Source organism: Paractinoplanes ovalisporus (genome assembly GCF_016834655.1).
GTDB lineage: Bacteria > Actinomycetota > Actinomycetes > Mycobacteriales > Micromonosporaceae > Actinoplanes > Actinoplanes ovalisporus.
Genome location: NZ_JAENHP010000011.1, coordinates 234,581 through 255,858, shown reverse-complemented (window position 1 = coordinate 255,858; position 21,278 = coordinate 234,581). Strand labels below are relative to the sequence as shown.

Annotated in this window: 2 protein-coding genes (both running past the window's edge); both read left to right on the top strand. The window is 74.3% G+C overall.

Features of this window, described 5'->3' with window-relative positions; all coding sequences use genetic code 11:
• A protein-coding gene (locus JIG36_RS29645) for a type I polyketide synthase (protein ID WP_203379662.1) crosses the window boundary here: on the top strand, nt 1–20,646 show its 3' portion. Its footprint begins 6,027 nt before the window's first position; 20,646 of the gene's 26,673 nt are visible here — the last part of the coding sequence; its start codon lies off the left edge, out of view; its stop codon occupies nt 20,644–20,646.
• Nucleotides 20,643–21,278, top strand: partial view of a type I polyketide synthase gene (locus JIG36_RS52375; RefSeq protein WP_236048429.1) — the start only. It continues 19,677 nt past the right edge of the window; only the first 636 of its 20,313 coding nucleotides appear in the window; the start codon lies at nt 20,643–20,645; its stop codon lies beyond the right edge, outside the window. The genes JIG36_RS29645 and JIG36_RS52375 overlap by 4 nt, the downstream gene beginning before the upstream one ends.

Here is a 21,278-nt window from a genome sequence, read left to right as displayed (position 1 = left end):
CAGCGGGTCATCCGGCGTGCCCTGGCCGCGAGCGGGCTCACCACGGCCGACGTCGAGGTCGTGGAGGCGCACGGCACCGGCACCTCGCTCGGCGACCCGATCGAGGCACAGGCCCTGCTCGCCACCTACGGTCAGGACCGCGAGCAGCCTCTGCTGCTCGGCTCGGTCAAGTCGAACCTCGGTCACACCCAGGCCGCGGCCGGTGTCGCCGGTGTCATCAAGATGGTGCAGGCCATGCGGCACGGCACCGTCCCCCGGTCGCTGCACATCGACCAGCCCTCGTCGCACGTGGACTGGACCGCCGGAGACATCGAGCTGCTCACCTCGGCCCGGCCCTGGCCCGCCACCGAGGGCCCGCGGCGGGCCGCCGTCTCGTCGTTCGGCATCAGCGGCACCAACGCGCACGTCATCCTCGAACAACCGGCCCTCCCGGCCCCGAAGGAGGCCGAGCGCACCGAAACCGGGCCGCTGCTGGTCTCCGGCCGCACGCCGGCCGCCCTGCGCGACCAGGCCCGGCGGCTGCGGGCCGTGGCCGAGAACGCCGAGCTGTCCGACGTCGCCTTCTCCCTGGCCACCACCCGCTCGGCGTTCGAGCGCCGGGCCGCCGTCGTCGCCGAGGACCGCGAGACCGTGCTGGCCGCGCTCACCGCGCTGGCCACCGGTGGCACGCACCCGGCGGTCATCGAGGACGAGGCCGGCGGCACCGGCCGGATCGCGGCGCTGTTCACCGGCCAGGGCAGCCAGCGCCCGGGCATGGGACGCGAGCTCTACGAGCGGTTTCCCGTCTTCGCCGGCGCCCTCGACGAGGTTGCCGCGCACCTCGACATGCCGTTGCGGGACCTGATGTTCGGCGACGACGCCGACGCGCTGAACCGCACCGCCAACACCCAGCCCGCCATTTTCGCTTTCGAGGTCGCGCTCTACCGCCTCGCCGAGTCGTTCGGGCTGCGGCCCGCTTCCGTGGCGGGGCACTCGATCGGCGAGATCGCGGCCGCGCATGTCGCCGGTGTCCTCTCACTGGCCGACGCCGCTCGGCTCGTCGCCGCTCGCGGCGCGCTCATGCAGGCCCTGCCGGCCGGGGGCGCGATGGTCGCGGTGCAGGCCGCCGAATCCGAAGTGGACTTGACGCCAGGAGTCTCGATTGCGGCGGTCAACGGGCCGCGCTCGATCGTGCTCTCCGGCCTCGAGGACGAGGTCCTCGAACTGGCCAGCGGCTTCGAGAAGACCAAGCGGCTCACCGTGTCCCACGCGTTCCACTCGGTGCTGATGGAGCCGATGCTCGACGAGTTCCGCACGGTGGTCGAGGGCCTGACCTTCCACGAGCCGAAAATCCCGTTCGTGACCGCGGGCGACGTGACCGACCCCGCCTACTGGGTCTCGCACGTGCGCGGCACCGTGCGGTTCGCCGACACGGTCACCGCGCTGCACGAGGCCGGCACCGGCACCTACGTCGAGATCGGCCCCGACGGCGTGCTCTCGGCCATGGTGCAGGACGTGCTCGGCGACGACGCCGTCGCCGTACCGCTGCAGCGGGCCAAGCGCACCGAGCGGCAGGCCCTCACCTCCGGCCTGTCCCGCCTCTGGGCGCGCGGCGCGACCGTCGACTGGACGGCCTGGTTCGCCGGCACCGGCGCCCGCGTCACCGGCCTTCCCACGTACGCCTTCCAGCACTCCTTCTTCTGGCCGGTGGGCACGATCGCGCCGGTCGGGGCCCGCAGCGGCCCGGCCGAGGACGAGTTCTGGAGCCTGGTCGAGAGCGGCGGCCTGGCCGAGGCCCTGAACCTGGACGACGAGCTGGAAGCGGCTCTGCGGCCCGCCCTCACCTCGTGGCGCGAGGGCAACCAGCGCCGCCGCCAGGCCGACTCCTGGCGCTACCGGACGGCGTGGGCGCCGCTGCGCGTGGCCGACAGCCCGGTCTTCGGCGGCACGTGGCTGCTGCTCTCGACCGACCAGACCCACGGCGGCCTGGCCGAGCGGCTGCGCGACACCCTGACCACGCACGGCGCGACCGTCGAGCACCTGGTGCTGGACGAGACCTGCACCGACCCGGCCGTGCTGGCTGAACGCCTGCCCTCCGGGGCGAGCGCCATCGTCTCGCTCGTCGCCCTGGACGAGCGTCCGCACCCGATGCTGTCCGTCGGCCTCGCCCTCACGGTCGCGCTGGCCCGTGTGGTGGAGGCCCCGCTGTGGACCGTCACGCGCGGCGCGGCCGGCGAGGTGCACAGCCCCGCCCAGGCCGCGGTCTGGGGTCTGGGCCGGGTCGTGGCCCTGGAACGGCCGCAGCAGTGGGCCGGCCTGGTCGACCTGCCGATCGACGGCGACGCCACGTCCGCGGTCGGCAAGCTGGTCGGCGTGCTCGCCGGCGGCACCGGCGAGGACCAGGTGGCGGTCCGCGACACCGGGCTGCTCGGCCGTCGCGTGCTGCGCCGGCCGATCGACGCTCCGGCCGCGGTGTTCACCGCCCGCGGCACCGTCCTGGTCACCGGTGGCACGGGCGGCATCGGTGCCGCCACCGCGCGCTGGCTGCTCGACCGGGGCGCCGAGCGGGTCGTGCTCACCAGCCGCCGCGGCCCGGATGCGCCCGGCGCCGCCGAGCTGGCTGCGGAACTGGGGGAGCGGGCCGAGATCGTGGCCTGCGACGTGGTCGACCGCGAGTCCCTGGCCGCTGTGCTGGACCGGATCGGCGACGACCTCACCGGTGTCGTGCACGCGGCCGGCGCGGGCCAGAACACCGGGCTCGACGAGACCACCGACGAGCAGTTCGCCGCGCTGCTGGCGGCCAAGGCGCACGGCGCGGCCCACCTCGACGAGCTGCTGGGCGACCGCGAGCTCGACCTGTTCGTGCTGGTCGGCTCGATCGCCGGGGTGTGGGGCGGCGGCGGCCAGACCGCGTACGCGGCCGGAAACGCCTTTCTCGACGGCCTGGCCGAGCAGCGCCGCGCCCGTGGGCTGGCCGCGACCACCGTGTCGTGGGGGCCGTGGGCCGAGATCGGCATGGCCACCGACGAGACCGTCGCGGCCGGCTTCGCGCGCCGTGGACTGCGGATGCTCGACCCGGCGGCGGCGATCGACGAGCTGAACCGCGCGCTCGTGCAGGGCGACACGAACGTCACCGTGGCCGACGTCGACTGGGACCGCTACCACCCGCTGTTCACCTCCGTGCGGCCGAGCCCGCTCTTCACCGACCTGCCCGAGGTGCGTGCCCTGGCCCGCAGCGCGCGGGAGACCACCAAGCAGGGCGCCGAGTTCGCCCGGGGGCTGCGCGAACTGGGCGGGGCCGAGCGCAAGCGGGCCCTGCTCGACCTCGTGCGTACGCAGGCCGCCGCCGTGCTCGGGCACAGCAGCGCCGACGAGGTGGGCGAGCAGCTGGCCTTCCGCGACCTCGGATTCGACTCGCTGACCGCGGTCGAGCTGCGCAAGGCGCTCAGCGGTGCCACCGGTGTCGAGCTGAGCGCCACCCTGGTCTTCGACTACCCGACCCCGAGGGTGCTGGCCGAGCACCTGGAGGCCGAGCTGCTGGGGGCGGGCGCCGCGGCCGTCACCGCCGTGCGCGAGGACGGCGCGGCCGGCGAGCCCATCGCCATCATCGGCATGAGCTGCCGCTTCCCGGGCGGGGCGAGCAGCCCCGAGGAGTTCTTCGAGCTGATCCGCGGTGGCGTCGACGCCATCACCGAGTTCCCGGCCGACCGGGGCTGGGACGTGGCCGCCCTCTACGACGCCGACCCCGACCGCTCCGGCGCCACCTACTCGCTGGCCGGCGGCTTCCTCACCGGCGCAGGCGATTTCGACCCGGCCTTCTTCGGCATCTCGCCGCGCGAGGCGCTGGGCATGGACCCGCAGCAGCGGCTGCTGCTGGAAACCTCGTGGGAGGCCACCGAGCGGGCCGGCATCGACCCCCAGACGCTGCGCGGCAGCCGCACTGGCGTGTTCGTCGGCTCCAGCTACGCCGAATACGGCGGTGACTCCGACGGCGGCGAGGGCTATCAGGTCACCGGCACCATCCCGAGCGTTCTCTCCGGTCGTCTGTCCTATGTGCTCGGCCTGGAGGGCCCGGCGCTGACCGTCGACACCGCCTGCTCGTCCTCGCTCGTGTCGCTGCACATCGCCTGCCAGTCGCTGCGCTCGGGGGAGAGCACGCTCGCCCTGGCCGGCGGCGCCACCATCATGCCCAACCCGAAGCCGCTCATCGCGTTCAGCCGGCAGCGGGCCCTGGCCCAGGACGGCCGCTGCAAGGCGTTCAGCGACTCGGCCGACGGCATGACCGTCTCCGAGGGCATCGGCATGCTGATGCTGGAGAAGCTTTCCGACGCCCAGCGCAACGGGCACGAGGTGCTGGCGGTCATCCGGGGCAGCGCGGTCAACCAGGACGGCGCCTCCAACGGGCTCACCGCCCCCAACGGGCCGTCCCAGCAGCGGGTCATCATGCAGGCGCTGGCCAACGCCGGCCTTGCCCCGGGCGAGATCGACGCGGTCGACGCGCACGGCACCGGCACCGCGCTCGGTGACCCGATCGAAGCCCAGGCGCTGCTGGCCACGTACGGGCGGGAACGCGACCCGGACCGCCCGCTGTGGCTCGGCTCGGTGAAGTCGAACATCGGCCACACCCAGTCGGCGGCCGGCGTGGCCAGCGTCATCAAGATGGTGATGGCGTTGCGCGCGAACGTGCTGCCGCGCACGCTGCACGTCGAGACGCCCTCCACGCACGTGGACTGGAGCCCGGGGACGGTCGCGCTGCTCGCCGACCAGCGCGACTGGGTCACCGGTGACCGGCCCCGCCGCTGCGGTGTCTCGGCGTTCGGCATCAGCGGCACCAACGCGCACACGCTGATCGAAGAGGCTCCCGCATCGGTTGTGCGAGAAGCGCCGGAGACCCGCCTGGCCCCTTGGGTCATCTCGGCCCGCACCGCCGCCGCCCTGACCGCCCAGGCTGAGCGGGTGCGGGCGGTGGAAGCCCACCCGGTCGACGTGGCCTACTCCCTGGCCACCACGCGCACGCTCTTCGACCACCGCGCGGTGCTGGTCGACGGCGAGACGGCCACCGGCGTCGCCGACCTGACCGGCCGTGTCACGTTCGTCTTCCCCGGCCAGGGCACCGCCTGGGCCGGCATGGGCGCGCGGCTGATGGACGAGTCGCCGGTCTTCGCCGCCCGCATCGCCGAATGTGCGGCCGCGCTGGCCCCGCACACCGACTGGTCGCTGGTCGACGTGCTGCGTCAGGAACCCGGCGCTCCCGGCCTCGACCGGGTCGACGTGGTGCAGCCTGCCTCCTGGGCCGTGATGGTCTCGCTGGCCGAGCTGTGGCGCAGCCTCGGCGTTGTCCCGGACGCCGTGGTCGGCCATTCCCAGGGCGAGATCGCGGCCGCCGCCGTCAGCGGCGCCCTGTCGCTGGCCGACGCGGCCCACGTCGTCGCCCGGCGCAGTCAGGTGATCGGCCGGGTCATGTCCGGCCGCGGCGGCATCGCCTCGATCGCGCTGCCCGCGGCCGAGATCCTGGAGCGGATCGCTCAATACGACGGCCAGGTCTCGCTGGCCGCCGACAACGGGCCGGGGGCGGTGGCGGTCTCGGGTGAGACGGCCGCGCTCGACGACCTCTGCGAGCGGCTGACCGCCGAGGGTGTGCGCGTACGCCGCATCGCCGTGGACTACGCCTCGCACTCCGCGCTGGTCGAGGAGCTGCACGAGGAGCTGCTGCCGGAGTTGGAGGGCATCGCTCCGCGCGTACCGGAAATCCCCTTCCGTTCCACCGTGACCGGCGACTGGGTCACCGAGCCGATCACCGGACCCGACTACTGGTACAACAACCTGCGCCGGACCGTGCTGCTGCGCGACGCCGTCACCACCCTGCTCGACGAGGGCCACCGCGCGTTCGTGGAGGTCTCCTCGCATCCGGTGCTGGCCGTCGGCCTCGAGGACACCATCGCCGCCGCCGGGGTGCGCGCGGTCGTGGTCGGCAGCGTCCGCCGCGATCTGGGCACCCTGCAACAGTTCCTGGTCTCGGCCGGTGAGCTGTTCGTGCGGGGCATCCCGGTCGACTTCGGCCCGCTGCACGCCGGCGGCCGGCGGGTCGACCTGCCCACGTACGCCTTCCAGCACGAGCACTTCTGGGCCATGCCGGCCGTCCCGGCCGCCCCCGGGGAGGGCGGCGACGACGCCGAGTTCTGGGCCGCGGTCGAGGACGCCGACGTGGACGGGCTCAGCGCCCGCCTCGACGTCGACGGCGGACAGCTGGCCGCCGTGCTGCCCGCGCTGGCGCAGTGGCGCAAGCAGAAGAAGGACCGCAACACCACCGACTCGTGGCGCTACCGGCCGGGCTGGAAGCCGATCGGCACCCTGCCGATGGCCGCCCTCACCGGAACCTGGCTGCTGGTCACCACTGACGAGATCGACGACGCCGACGTGGCCGCCGCGCTGACCGGGCACGGCGCCGCGGTGGAACGTCATGTGCTCGACGGATCCCACCTCGACCGCGCCGCGATCGCGGTGCCGGAGGGGCTCGCGGGCATCGTGAGTGTGCTCGCGGCCGACAACCGGCCCGTCGACGGCCTCCCGGCCACCTCGCTCGGGCTCGGTCTCAGCCTCGCGCTGGCTCAGGCGGTCAGCGATCAGGAGGTCACCGCACCGGTCTGGACCATCACCCGGGGCGCCGCCGCGACCAGCCGGGCCGACCGGCTCACCCACCCCGAGCAGGCCGAGGTGGCCGGTCTCGCCTGGTCGGCCGCCCTCGAAGCGCCGAACCGCTGGGGCGGTGTCATCGACCTGCCGGCCGAGCTCGACCAGCGGGCCGCCCAGCGCCTGGCCGCCCTGCTCACCGGTGGCACCGGCGAGGACCAGCTGGCCGTCCGCGCGTCCGGCGCCCTGGCCCGGCGCCTGACCCGGGCCCCGGGATCGCCGCAGCCGGCCCGTGAGTGGACGTTCGGCGGCACCACGCTCATCACCGGCGGCACCGGAACGCTCGGCCCGCACATTGCCGGCTGGGCCGCCCACCACGGCGCCGAGCACATCGTTCTGGTCAGCCGCAGCGGCATGGACGCGCCCGGAGCCGAGCGCATCGTCGAGGAGATCTCCGCCCTCGGCGCGCGCATCGAGATCCGGTCGTGCGACATCACCGACTCCGACGAGCTGGCCGGACTGCTGGGCACGCTTCCCGACCTCCGTACGGTCGTGCACACCGCCGCCGTCATCGAGCTGGCCATGCTGGCCGACACCAACGCCGAGCAGTTCGACAAGGTGCTGCACGCCAAGACCGTCGGCGCCCGCAACCTCGACCGGCTGCTCGGCGCCGAGGTCGAGACGTTCGTCATGTACTCGTCGATCTCGGGCGCCTGGGGCAGCGGCAACCACTCCTCGTACGTCGCCGCCAACGCCTATCTCAACGCGCTGGCCCACGAGCGCCGCGCCCGTGGCCTGCACGCCACCGCCGTCTCGTGGGGCATCTGGGCCGACGACCTCGGCCTCGGTCGCGTCGACCCCGAGCAGATCCGCAACAGCGGCCTGGTCTTCATGAACGCCCGCCTGTCACTGGACGCCATGCGCCAGGCCGTCGAGAACGACGAGACCGAGCTGGTCGTCGCCGACATCGACTGGTCCCGCTACCACCCCGTCTTCACCGCGGCCCGGCCCTCCACCTTCTTCGACGACCTGCCCGACGTGGCCCGGCTCGCCGAGGCGGCGGCCGCGACGGTCACCGACGACGGTTTCGCCGGCCGGTTGCTGGCCCAGCCTCCGGCCGAGCGGGAGCGGGTGCTGCTCGACCTCGTGCGCACCACCGCCGCCCAGGTGCTCGGCCACTCCAGCGGCGAGACCCTGGCCGAGCACCAGGCGTTCCGGGACGTCGGCTTCGACTCGCTGACCGCGGTCGACCTGCGCAACCGGCTCGTCGCCGCCACCGGCCTCACCCTGCCGACCACGATGGTCTTCGACCACCCGAGCCCGCTCGCGCTGACCGCCTTCCTGCGGGCCGAGATCGAGGGTTCCGACGCCGGCGTGGCCGGGCCGGTGCCCGTCGCGGCCGCGGTCGACGACGACCCGATCGTCATCATCGGCATGGGTTGCCGCTACCCCGGCGGCGTCACCTCACCGGACGAGCTGTGGGACCTGGTCGACGGCGGCGTGGACGCCATCTCACCGTTCCCGGCCGACCGGGGCTGGGACGCCGACTCGCTGTTCGACTCCGACCCGGACGCGTCCGGCGCCACCTATTCGGTGCAGGGCGGCTTCCTGCGCGACGTGGCCGACTTCGACCCGGGCTTCTTCGGCATCTCGCCGCGCGAGGCCCTGGCCATGGACCCGCAGCAGCGGCTGCTGCTCGAAACCACGTGGGAGACGGTCGAGCGGGCCGGCATCGACCCGCGCACGCTGCGCGGCAGCCTCACCGGCGCGTTCATCGGCGCCAGCTACCAGGACTACTCGAACGCCCAGGCCGGCTCGCCGGACTCGGCCGACGGCGCCGAGGGCTACATGGTCACCGGGTCGCTGTCGAGCATCCTGTCCGGCCGCGTGAACTACCTGCTCGGCCTCGAAGGCCCGGCGGTCACGCTGGACACGGCCTGCTCGTCGTCGCTGGTCGCGCTGCACCTGGCCTGCCGGTCGCTGCGCGACGGGGAGAGCTCGCTCGCGCTGGCCGGCGGCGTCAGCATCATGGCCACGCCGGGCGCGTTCGTCGGGTTCAGCCGCCAACGCGCGCTCGCCGTGGACGGGCGCTGCAAGGCGTACGCGGAAGCGGCCGACGGCATGACGCTGGCCGAGGGCGTCGGCCTCGTGCTGCTCGAGCGCATGTCGGACGCCAAGCGCAACGGGCACCACATCCTGGCCGTGGTCAAGGGCACCGCCATCAACCAGGACGGCGCCTCCAACGGCCTCACCGCGCCCAGCGGACCGGCCCAGCAACGCGTCATCCGGCGCGCGCTGGCCGCCGCTGGGGTCACCCCGGGCGAGATCGACGTGCTCGAGGGCCACGGCACCGGCACCGCGCTCGGCGACCCGATCGAGGCCCAGGCGTTGTTCGCCACCTACGGTCAGGACCGCTCGCCCGAGGCGCCGCTGCTGCTCGGCTCGGTCAAGTCGAACATCGGCCACACCCAGATGGCCTCCGGCGTCGCCAGCGTCATCAAGCTCGTCCTGGCCATGCGGCGCGGGCTGGTCCCGAAGTCGCTGCACATCGACCAGCCCTCGACCCACGTGGACTGGTCGTCCGGCGCCATCCAGCTGCTCAGCGACGCCGTCGAATGGCCCTCGACCGGTCGGGTGCGGCGCAGCGCGGTGTCCTCGTTCGGGCTGAGCGGCACCAACGCCCACGCGATCCTGGAGGCGTACGAGGAACCTGCTCTTGCTCCGGAGGACGAGACCCCGGGCCCGGTGGCCGTGCCGGTCTCCGCCCGTACGGAGGACGCTCTGCGGGCCCAGGCCGGCAAGCTGCTCGACCTCGTGGCCCGCGACGACGTCCGGATCGCCGACCTGGCCGTGGCCCAGGCGACCACGCGGTCGGCGTTCGAGCGCCGGGCCGTGGTGCTGGCGTCCGACCGCGACGAGCTGGTCCGTGGCCTCACCGCGCTGCGCGACGACGTTCCCGCGGCCGGGCTGGTAACCGGCTCGGCCGGGCGGGGGCGCCTGGCGATGCTGTTCACCGGGCAGGGCGCCCAGCGCCTCGGCATGGGCCGCGAGCTCTACGACCGGTATCCGGTCTTCGCCGACACCTTCGACGAGGTCACGGCGCACCTCGACTTGCCGCTGCACGACCTCGTGTTCGGCGACGACGCGGACGCGCTCGACCAGACCGCCACCACTCAGCCCGCCCTGTTCGCCGTCGAGGTCGCCCTGGCCCGGCTGCTCGAGTCTTGGGGGCTGCGTCCGGCCTACCTGGTCGGCCACTCCATCGGCGAGCTGGCCGCGGCCCACATCGCCGGGGTCATGTCGCTGGCCGACGCTGCCCGGCTGGTCGCCGCCCGCGGCGCGCTCATGCAGGCTCTGCCGGCCGGGGGCGCGATGGTCGCGGTGCAGGCCGCCGAATCCGAAGTGGACTTGACGCCAGGGGTCTCGATTGCGGCGGTCAACGGGCCGCGCTCGATCGTGCTCTCCGGCGTCGAGGACGAGGTTCTCGCGATCGCGGCCCGCTTCGAGAAGTCCAAGCGGCTGGCTGTCTCGCACGCGTTCCACTCGGCCCTCATGGAGCCGATGCTGGCCGAACTCCGCGCGGTCGCCGAGAGCATCGACTACCAGGCGCCGTCGGTGCCGATCGTCTCCACCGTCATCGGCGAGCCGGCCGATGTCGCCAACGCCGATTACTGGGTCGGGCAGGTGCGGGCCACCGTCCGCTTCGCCGACGCCGTGAAGTGGCTCGAAGGCGAGGGCGTCCGCACCTTCGTCGAAGCTGGTCCGGCCGGTGTGCTCTGCGGCATGGCCCAGGAGTCGCTGACCGCCGAGGCTGTGCTCGTTCCGGCGCTGCGCCCGGAACGGCCCGAGGTGGCCACTCTGCTCACGGCGGTCGCGGGGCTCCACGCGTACGGCGTGACCGTCGACTGGACGGCGGTGCTGGCCGGCTCCGGGGGACGGGCGATCGACCTTCCCACGTACGCGTTCCAGCGCCGCCGGTTCTGGCCCGAGAACCCGATGGGCGTGGGAACCCCGGCCGCCGCCCTGGACGAGGGACCGGCCGAGCTGTGGGACGCCATCGACCGCGCCGACCTGGAAACAGTCGCCGCCACCCTGCGCCTCGACGGCGTCACGGTCGCCGAGATGGTGCCCGCCCTCGCCTCCTGGCGGCGGGCCGGCCGCGAACGGGCCCGGCTCGACGGCTGGCGCTACACCGTCACCTACAAGCCGGTCACCGCGACCGGCACACCCCCGCCCGGCCCGTGGATCGTGCTGACCGACGACGACACGACCCTCGACCTCGGCCTGCCGACCGTCCGGGTGCCGGTCACCGGCGACCGGACCGCCATCGCCGAGCAGCTGCGCGAGGTCACCGCGGGCGGCCACCGCTTCGCCGGCATCCTGTCCACGCTGACCGGCCTGCCCGCCACCCTGGCCGCGATCCAGGCCGTCGGCGACGCCGGCATGGACGCCAAGCTCTGGGTGGTCACCCGGGGCGCGGTCTCGGTCGGCCGTTCCGACCGGCTCGCCGGGCCCGAGCAGGCCATGCTGTGGGGCCTGGGCCGGGTCGCCGCCCTCGAACTGCCCGAGCGCTGGGGCGGCCTGATCGACCTGCCCGCCGAGGCCGACCCGGCCGCCGAACGGCGCCTGCCCGGCGCGCTGGCCCACCCCGCCGAGGACCAGGTCGCCGTACGGGCCTCGGGTGTCTATGCCCGGCGGCTCACGCCCAGCCCGGCCCGGGGCGAGGGCACCCCGCTCGACCTGACCGGCACCACGCTGGTCACCGGCGGCACCGGGGGAGTGGGCGCACACGTGGCCCGTGACCTGGCCCGTCGTGGTGCGGCCCACCTCGTGCTCGTCTCGCGCCGCGGCCCGGACGCCCCGGGCGCGGCCGAACTGCGGGCGGAACTGACCGCGCTGGGCGCCCGTGTCGACGTGCTCGCGTGCGACGTCGCCGACCGCGACGCCGTGGCCGCCCTGCTCGCCGAGCACCCCGTGACCGCCGTCTTCCACGCCGCCGGGGTGGTCGCGGACGGGCTGCTCGACCAACTCACCCCCGAGATGCTGGCCGCCGTGCTCGGCCCCAAGGCGGACGCGGCCCGGCACCTGCACGAGCTGAGCGGCGACCTCACCGCGTTCGTCCTGTTCTCGTCCACCGCCGGGGTCATCGGCGGCCCCGGTCAGGGCAACTACGCCGCGGCCAACGCCTATCTGGACGCGCTGGCCGAGCACCGGCGCGCACTGGGGATGCCCGCGACCGCGGTGGCCTGGGGCGCCTGGGCCGAGGGCGGGATGGTCGCCGACGGCGGTCACACCGACCGGATGCGCCGCGGCGGCCTGCAGCCGATGCCCACCGAGCCGGCGCTCGCCGCGCTGCACCAGGCCGTCGAGCGCGGCGACACCGCCGTGGTCGTGGCCGACATCGACTGGGACCGCTACGCGCCCGCGCTCACCATGACCCGGCCCCTGCCGCTGATCGCCGACCTGGTCTCGGCACCGGTGAAAGTGGCCCGGCCCGAGCGCCCGGCCCTCGCCGACCGGGCGGCCGTGCTCGGCCTGTTGCGCGACCAGGCGGCGGCCGTGCTCGGCCACGACGGCGCCACGCAGATCGAGGCCGACAAGGCGTTCAAGGACCTCGGTTTCGACTCGCTCACCACCCTCGAACTGCGGAACCGGCTGCAGGTCGCGACCGGCCTGACGCTGCCCGCCTCGCTGGTGTTCGACTATCCGACACCGGGCGAGCTCGCCGACCACCTCTTCGGCGAACTGCACGGCGGCGGGGGTCAGATCGCACCGGTCGCCCCGGTCGCGGCCGCTGCCGGCCGGGGTGAGGACCCGATCGTCGTTGTCGGCATCGGCGTCCGGATGCCCGGTGGCGTCTCGACGCCTGAGCAGTTCTGGCAGCTGCTCGACGAGGGCCGGGACGCTGTCTCGCCGTTCCCGGCCGACCGCAACTGGGACCTGGACATGCTCGCGCAGGGCCACTCGGCCACCCGCGAGGCCGGATTCCTCGACGGGGTTGCCGACTTCGACGCCGCGTTCTTCGGCATCTCGCCGCGCGAGGCCCTGGCCATGGACCCGCAGCAGCGGCTCGTCCTGGAAACCGCGTGGGAGGCCCTGGAACGGGCCGGCATCGACGCCGGAACCCTGCGCGGCAGCCCGACCGGGGTCTTCGTCGGCACCAACGGCCAGGACTACGGCGAGATGCTGCGCCGCCACGCCGACGCCGAAGTGCTCGGCTACATCGCCACCGGCACCACCGCGAGCGTGCTGTCCGGCCGCCTCTCGTACGCGCTGGGCCTCGAAGGACCGACCGTCACCGTCGACACCGCCTGCTCGTCGTCGCTGGTCGCCATCCACCTGGCCAGCCGCGCGCTGCAGGCCGGCGAATGCGGGCTGGCGCTGGCCGGCGGCGTCTCCGTGATGTCCAGCCCCGATTCGTTCATCGAGTTCACCAGCCAGGGCGGCCTGGCCGCGGACGGCCGCTGCAAGGCGTTCGCCGAGGCCGCCGACGGCACGGCCTGGTCCGAGGGCGTGGGCGTGCTCGTGCTCGAACGGCTCTCCGAGGCCCGCCGCAACGGCCACGAGGTGTGGGGTGTCGTGCGCGGGTCGGCGGTCAACTCCGACGGCGCCTCCAACGGCCTCACCGCCCCCAACAGCCTCTCGCAGCAGCGGGTCATCCGGGCCGCGCTGACCGACGCCGGGATCACGCCGGCCGACGTCGACGCGATCGAGGCGCACGGCACGGGCACCACGCTCGGCGACCCGATCGAGGCGCAGGCGCTGCTGGCCACGTTCGGCGGTTCGCGCCCGGCCGACCGGCCCCTGCTGTTGGGCTCGGTCAAGTCGAACATCGGTCACACGCAGGCCGCGGCGGGCATGGCCGGGGTCATCAAGATGCTCCTCGCGATGCGGCACGGGACGCTTCCGCGAACCCTGCACGTCGATGCACCGTCGTCGCATGTGGACTGGAGCTCGGGCGCGGTTTCGCTGCTCACCTCCGCACAGTCGTGGCCCGCGGTCGAGCGGGCCCGCCGGGCCGGTGTTTCGGCCTTCGGGCTCAGCGGCACCAACGCCCACGTCGTCCTCGAAGAGGCGCCGCCGTCGCCGGGCGCCGCGGAACCCACGATCCGGCCCTCCGCGGTGCCGTGGATCCTCTCGGCCCGCTCCCGCGAGGCCCTGGACTCCATGGGTGCCTTCGAAGGCGACCCGCTGGACGTCGCCTACACCTTGGCCGTCGGCCGGGCCACCCACCCGCACCGGGCGGCGCTGGTCGACGGTCTCGAGGTCGCCCGGGGCCAGAGCCGGGGCGCCGGGCCGCTGGCGTTCCTGTTCACCGGCCAGGGTTCGCAGCGACTCGGCATGGGACGCGAGCTGAACGAGCGCTATCCGGTCTTCGCGGCCGCCTTCGACGAGGTCGCGGCCTACCTCGACGTGCTGCTGGAACGCCCGCTGCGCGAGGTGGTCTGGGGCGAGGACGCCGCGCTGCTCGACCGGACCGGCTGGGCCCAGCCTGCGCTGTTCGCGATCGAGGTGGCCCTGTTCCGCCTCGCCGAATCGCTCGGCCTGCGCCCCAGCTTCGTGGCCGGGCACTCGATCGGCGAGATCGCGGCCGCCCACGTGGCCGGCGTGCTCTCGCTGTCCGACGCGGCTCTGCTGGTGACCGAGCGCGGCCGCCTGATGCAGGCGCTGCCCGCCGGTGGCGCGATGGTCGCCGTGCAGGGCTCGCCGGGCGGCGTCGAGCTGACCGCCGGGGTCTCGATCGCCGCGGTCAACGGCCCGGAATCGTTCGTGCTCTCCGGTGTCGAGGACGAGGTGCTCGCCATCGCGGCCGGCTTCGAGCGGACCCGCCGGCTCAACGTGTCGCACGCGTTCCACTCGCCGCTCATGGAGCCGATGCTGGCCGAGTTCCGCGCGGTGGTCGCCACGCTCACGCTCGAGCAGCCGCAGATTCCGTTCGTGGCGTCCGGCGACGTCACCGACCCCGAGTTCTGGGTGCGGCACGTGCGCGACACCGTCCGCCACGCCGACCATCTGACCGCGCTCACCGACGCCGGCGTGACCACGTTCGTCGAGCTCGGCCCGGACGCGGCGCTGACCGCGATGGCCGGCGACCGGACCGTCATCCCGGTGCTGCGACGCGACCGGCCCGAGGAGACCGCGTTCGCGACCGCGCTCGGCCGCCTCTTCGTCGAGGGCGCTGACATCGACTGGACGGCCTGGTTCGAGGGCACCGGCGCGCGTTTGACCGACCTGCCCACCTATCCGTTCCAGCGTCAGCGTTTCTGGCCCGGAGGATCGGCCGCACCCATGCCCGTTGACGTCAGCCAATGGCGATACCGCGTCGCCTGGTCGCCCCTCGCCCTCGAACCGGTCGATGCGCTCAACGGCCGTTGGCTGCTGCTCACCGGCGACGAACCGCACCCGCTGGAGGCCGAAGTGCGAGCCGCCCTGGGTGAGGCCGCCGTGGACGAGGGCCCGTTCGACGGTGTGGTCTCGCTGCGGCCCGAGCTTCCGACCGGGCAGGACCGCGAGCAGGGCCCGCTGTGGTGCGTCACGTCCTCGCCCGCGGCGTGGGGTGACGGCCAGGTGGCGGCCCTCGACCACCCCGCCGGCGGTCTCGTCGACCTCGCCGAGGGCTTCGACCCCGCCCTGCTCCGGGCCGCTCTGACTGCGAAGCAGACCCAGTTCCGCGTACGGGGGGAGTCGGTCGAAGCCCGCCGTGTGCAGCGCGCCCAGCCGGTCACCCAGCCGTGGCAGCCCCACGGCAAGGTTGTCGTCATCGGCTCCGACGCCGCCGCCGCGTGGGTGCCCGAGGCAGTCGGGATCGACGCCCTCGACGAGGCCACCGCCGTCATCTACGGCGGCGACCTGGCCGGACTGACCGAAGTGGACGCCCTCATCGGCGACCGCCTGCTCGTCGTGCTGGCCTCGGTCGCCGGCGTGTGGGGCTTCCGCGGCCAAGCCACCGAGGCCGCCGCCCAGGCCGAGATCCTGGCCTACGCCCGCCGCCGCCACGAGAGCGGCCGCCCCACGGTGGCCGTCGCGTTCGGCCCGCTCGCCGAGACCACCCCGGCTGCCATGGCCACCCACCTCACGGTCAACGGCCTGCGGCCGATGCCCTCCGAGCGGGCGATGACCGCGCTGGCCCAAGCGGTCGCGGCCGGCGACCCCGAGGCGATCGTGGCCGACGTGGCCTGGGACCGGTTCGCCGAGTCGTGCCCGCCCGGCCTGGCCGCCGAGCTGCCGGTCCCGGCGCGCACCGAGTCCACGTTCCGCCGCCGCCTGCTCGAACTGCCCGAGGAGACCTGGGCCGACGAGCTGCTTGCGCTGGTCCGCGGGGCCGCGGCCACCGTGCTCGGCCACGCCGGGGCGGACGCGGTCGAGGACGACGTGCCGTTCCGCGACCTCGGCTTCGACTCGCTCACCGCGGTCGACCTGCGCAACCAGCTGAACGCGGCGACCGGCCTGAGCCTGCCGGCCACGCTCGTCTTCGACTACCCGACCCCGGTGGAACTGGCCGCCCATCTGCGTTCCGAGCTGGTGGGCAGCGAGCCGGCTCCCCTCACCCCGGTGGTGGCCACCGCGGCCACCGGCGAGGATCTGATCGCGATCGTCGGCATGGCCTGCCGCTACCCGGGCGGGGTCACCTCGCCCGAGGATCTGTGGCGGTTGCTGGTCGACGAGGTCGATGCGGTCGGGCCGATGCCCACCGACCGCGGCTGGGACCTCGACAACCTGCGCAGCGTCAGCCGTCAGGGCGGATTCCTCTACGACGCCGCCGACTTCGACCCCGACTTCTTCGCCATCTCGCCGCGCGAGGCCGTGGTCATGGACCCGCAGCAGCGGATCGTCCTCGAATCGGCCTGGGAGGCCCTGGAACGGGCCGGCATCGACCCCGCCGGGCTGCGCGGCAGCGACGCCGGTGTCTTCATCGGCGGTGGCAGCGGCGAATACCGCGTCGACGCCGAGACCTTCGGCCAGGAATGGCAGACCGCGCAGGCGGCCAGCCTGCTCTCCGGCCGCCTGGCCTACACGTTCGGCCTGCAGGGCCCGACCGTCAGCGTCGACACGGCCTGCTCGTCGTCGCTGGTCGCGTTGCACCTGGCCGGGCAGGCCCTGCGGACCGGGGAATGCTCGCTGGCCCTGGCCGGCGGCGTCACGGTGATGTCGACGCCGGTGGGCTTCGAGGAGTTCAGCACCCAGGGCGCGCTCTCGGCCGACGGCCGCTGCAAGGCGTTCTCGGAGGACGCGGACGGCACCGGCTGGTCCGAGGGCGTCGGCATGCTCGTACTGGAACGCCTCGACGACGCCCGCCGCAACGGCCACCGCGTGCTCGCCGTCGTGCGGGGCAGCGCGATCAACTCGGACGGCGCCTCCAACGGCCTGACCGCTCCCAGCGGACCGGCCCAGCAGCGGGTCATCCGCAAGGCCCTGGCCGCCGCCCGGCTCGGCCCGGCCGACGTGGACGCGGTCGAGGCGCACGGCACCGGCACCAAACTGGGTGACCCGATCGAGGCGCAGGCGCTCCTGGCCACGTATGGGCAGGGTCGTTCCGAGGCGTTGCGGCTGGGCGCGGTGAAGTCGAACCTGGGCCACACCCAGGCCGCCTCCGGTGTCGCCGGTGTCATCAAGATGGTGCTCGCGATGCGGCACGGCCACCTGCCGAAGACGCTGCACGCGGCCGAGCCCACCTCGCACGTGGACTGGTCGTCGGGCGCGATCGAGCTGCAGCGCGAACCGGGCCCGTGGCCGTCGACCGGGCGGCCCCGCCGCGCTGCCGTCTCCTCGTTCGGCGCCAGCGGCACCAACGCCCACGTGATCCTCGAACAGGGCGACCCGGTCGCCGAGCGGGCCGAGCCCGACGCCCCCGGCCTGCTTCCGGTCGTCGTGTCCGGCCGGACCCCGCAGGCGCTGCGCTCCCAGGCGGCGGCCCTCCTGGCCCGCACGGGCCCCGGGGTCGGCGACCTGGCCTGGTCCCTCGCCACCGGGCGGGCGCACTTCGAACACCGCGCGGCCGTCCTCGCCGATGACCGGGAAGGCCTGCTGGCCGGGCTCACGGCACTGGCCGAGGGCCGCTCCACCGGGAGCGTGGTCACGGACGAGGCAGCCCGCTCGGGCAAGCTCGCGTTCGTCTTCGCCGGGCAGGGCAGCCAGCGCGCCGGGATGGGCCGCGACCTCGCCGCCCGGTTCCCGGCCTTCGCCCGGGCCCACGCCGAGGTGGTCGCCAAGCTGGGCGTGGACCTCCCGGACGACCAGGAATCGCTGGACAACACCGGGTTCGCCCAGCCGGCCCTGTTCGCCTTCGAGGTGGCGCTGTTCCGCCTGCTCGAATCGTGGGGCGTCCGACCGGCGCTGGTCGGCGGCCACTCGATCGGCGAGATCGCGGCCGCCCACGTGGCCGGGGTGCTGTCGCTGGACGACGCCTGCACCCTCGTCACCACGCGGGCCCGGCTGATGGCGGCGCTGCCGACGGGTGGGGCGATGGTCGCGGTGCAGGCCGCGGTCGACGATGTGGTTTTGACCCCCGGCGTCTCCATCGCCGCGGTGAACGGGCCGCGCTCGATCGTGCTCTCGGGTGTCGAGGACGAAGTGCTGGCGATTGCCGCCCGCTTCGAGAAGACGAAGCGGCTGAGGGTGTCGCACGCGTTCCACTCGTCGCTGATGGACCCGATGCTCGACGAGTTCCGCGCGGTCGTCGCCGGCCTGACCTTCGCGCCGCCGCGCCTGCCGATGGTGGCGGGTGGCGACGTGACCGACCCCGAGTTCTGGGTGACCCACGTGCGGGACACGGTCCGGTTCGCCGGGACCGTGACGACGCTGCACGAGCGCGGGGCCCGCACGTTCCTCGAGATCGGCCCCGACGCGACCCTGTCGTCGCTGGTCGGCGAGATCGGTGCCGGGCTTGCGATCCCGGCGCAGCGCAAGGACGGCGACGAGGAGCGGCCGATCCTGACCGCGCTCGCCCGGCTGCACACCCACGGCGTACGGGTGGACTGGCGGGCCTTCTTCGCCGGCCGTGACGTGGCGTGGACCGACCTGCCCACGTACGCCTTCCAGCGCGAGCGCTTCTGGGCCGACCAGACCCGGTCCCGCCCGGCCGCCCCGACCGGCGGCGACGACGGGCTGTGGGAGGCGCTGACCGGCGGCGGACTCGGCATCGACGGCGACGCGCTGTCGCAGGTGCTGCCCGCGCTGCGCGACTGGCGGCAGCGCCGGCAGGACCAGGCCGGCCTCGACGCGATCCGCCACCGCATCGGCTGGAAGCGGCTGACCATGCCGACGACCGCCGCGCTGCCCGGTTCCTGGTTGGCCGTGCTCCCCGCCGGGGAGGTGCTGCCCGAGGGGCTCGGCGACGTGACCACCGTGGAGATGGCCGACCGCGAACCGCTGGCCGCCGCCCTCCGCGAGGCCGGGCCGGTGCGGGGTGTGCTCTCGTTCGTGCCGGACGCCGTGCGGACGGCAACGGTGTTGCAGGCCCTCGGCGACGCCGGCCTGCGGGCGCCCCTGTGGGCGGTCACCCGCGGAGCGGTGTCGACCGGACCGGGCGACCCGGTGGTGAACCTCGACCAGGCCGCGGTCTGGGGCCTGGGCCGGGTGGCCGCCATGGAGTATCCCGACCGCTGGGGTGGCCTGGTCGATCTGCCCGCAGCGCCCGACCCACAGGCGGTGCGTGGTCTGATCGCCGCCGTCACCGGCCCGGCCGGCGAGGACCAGCTGGCGATCCGTGCGGCCGGCGTCTTCGGGCGGCGCCTGCTGCCCGCCCCGGCGCCCGATCCGGCCACGCCGTGGACCCCGAGCGGCAGCGTGCTCATCACCGGCGGCACCGGCGCCCTGGGCGCTCACGTCGCCCGCACGCTCGCCCAACGCGGCGCCCGGCGCCTGGTCCTGGTCAGCCGCCGCGGCATCGACGCGCCCGGCGCCACCGAGCTGCGCGACGAACTGGCCGCTCTCGGAGTCGAAGCGGTGGTGGCGGCCGCTGACGCCGCCGACCGTGCGGCCATGACCGATCTGATCGACGGCCTGCCCGACCTGACCGCTGTGGTGCATACCGCGGGCGTGCTGGACGACGGTGTCATCGACCGGCTCACCCCGGATCGGTTCGCCGGTGTCTTCCGGGCCAAGGTCGATCCGGCGCTGCTGCTCGACGAACTGACCGCCGGGCGCGAGCTGGACGCCTTCGTGCTGTTCTCGTCGGCCTCGTCGGCGGTCGGCAACCCCGGCCAGGGCAACTACGCGGCGGCCAACGCCGTGCTGGACGCGCTGGCCGAGCGCCGCCGTGGGAACGGGCTTGCCGCAACCTCCATCGCCTGGGGCGCCTGGGGCGGTGACGGCATGGCCGCCGGGGCCGACGCCGAGGCGCACGCCCGGCGGGCCGGCATCGCGGCCCTCGACCCCTCGGACGCCTGCGCGGTGCTGATGCAGCTCGCGGGGGAGCCGCTGGCCACGGCCGTCGTGGTCGCGGTGCAGAGCGGACCGTCGGCGCCGATGCTGCGGCCCAGCAATCTGCTCAGCGACATGCCCGGCTGGACCGAGCCGGCCGCGGTGGCCCCGCGCGACGAGACCTCGGCCCGCGCCTTCCGGGACCGGATCACGGCCCTGCCGGCCAACCGGCGCCTGGAGGCGGTGCTCGACCTGATCCGGGAGCAGGCGGCCGAGGTGCTGGGACGGAACGACATCGAGGGCATCACCGCCGAGCGGCCGTTCCGCGACCTCGGGTTCGACTCGCTGGCCACTGTCGAGCTGCGGAACCGGCTCAACGCCGCGACCGGACTGGACCTGGCGGCCACGCTCGTGTTCGACCACCCGACCTCGCTGGCGCTGGCCGAGTACGTGCTGGAACAGCTCGACCCGGGCTCCTCGGAGGACGGCGAGGAGGCCACCGTCCGCCGGCTCTTGGCGAGCCTGCCGATGGACCGGCTGCGTGAGCTGGGTGTGCTGCAAGCGGTCCTGAAGGACGCCGGCGGCGAAGAAGAACCGTCCGAGTCGATTGACGAGATGTCCGTGGACGACCTGGTGCGAGCCGCGCTCGAGGGCGCCGGCGAGGAGGACCGATGACCAGCCCCGGTGACAAGGTCGTGGAGGCGCTGCGCGCCTCGATGAAGGAGACCGAGCGCCTCCGCCGGCAGAACCGCGATCTGATGGCCACGCTCGCCGAGCCGATCGCCGTCGTCGGCATGAGCTGCCGCTACCCGGGTGGCGTGCGCTCACCCGAGGAGCTGTGGCAGCTCGTGGCCGACGGCCGCGACGCGATCGGCGGCTTCCCGGACGACCGCGGCTGGGACCTCGAAGCGCTCGGCGCCTCCTCGGTGGACGAGCGCGGCATGAGCGTGAGCCTGCAGGGCGGCTTCCTCGACGGGGTGGCCGACTTCGACCCCGGCTTCTTCGGCATCTCGCCGCGCGAGGCCGTGACCATGGACCCGCAGCAGCGCCTGCTCCTGGAGACCTCGTGGGAGGCGTTCGAGCGGGCCGGCATCGACCCGGTCTCGCTGCGGGGCAGCCGGACCGGCGTGTTCGTCGGCACCAACGGGCAGGACTACGCCCACCTGATGATCCGCTCGGTCGCGGACGCCACCGGTGACATCGGCACCGGGATCGCCGCCAGCGCCACCTCGGGCCGGCTCTCCTACGAGCTCGGTCTCGAGGGCCCGACCGTCACCGTCGACACCGCCTGCTCGTCCTCGCTGGTC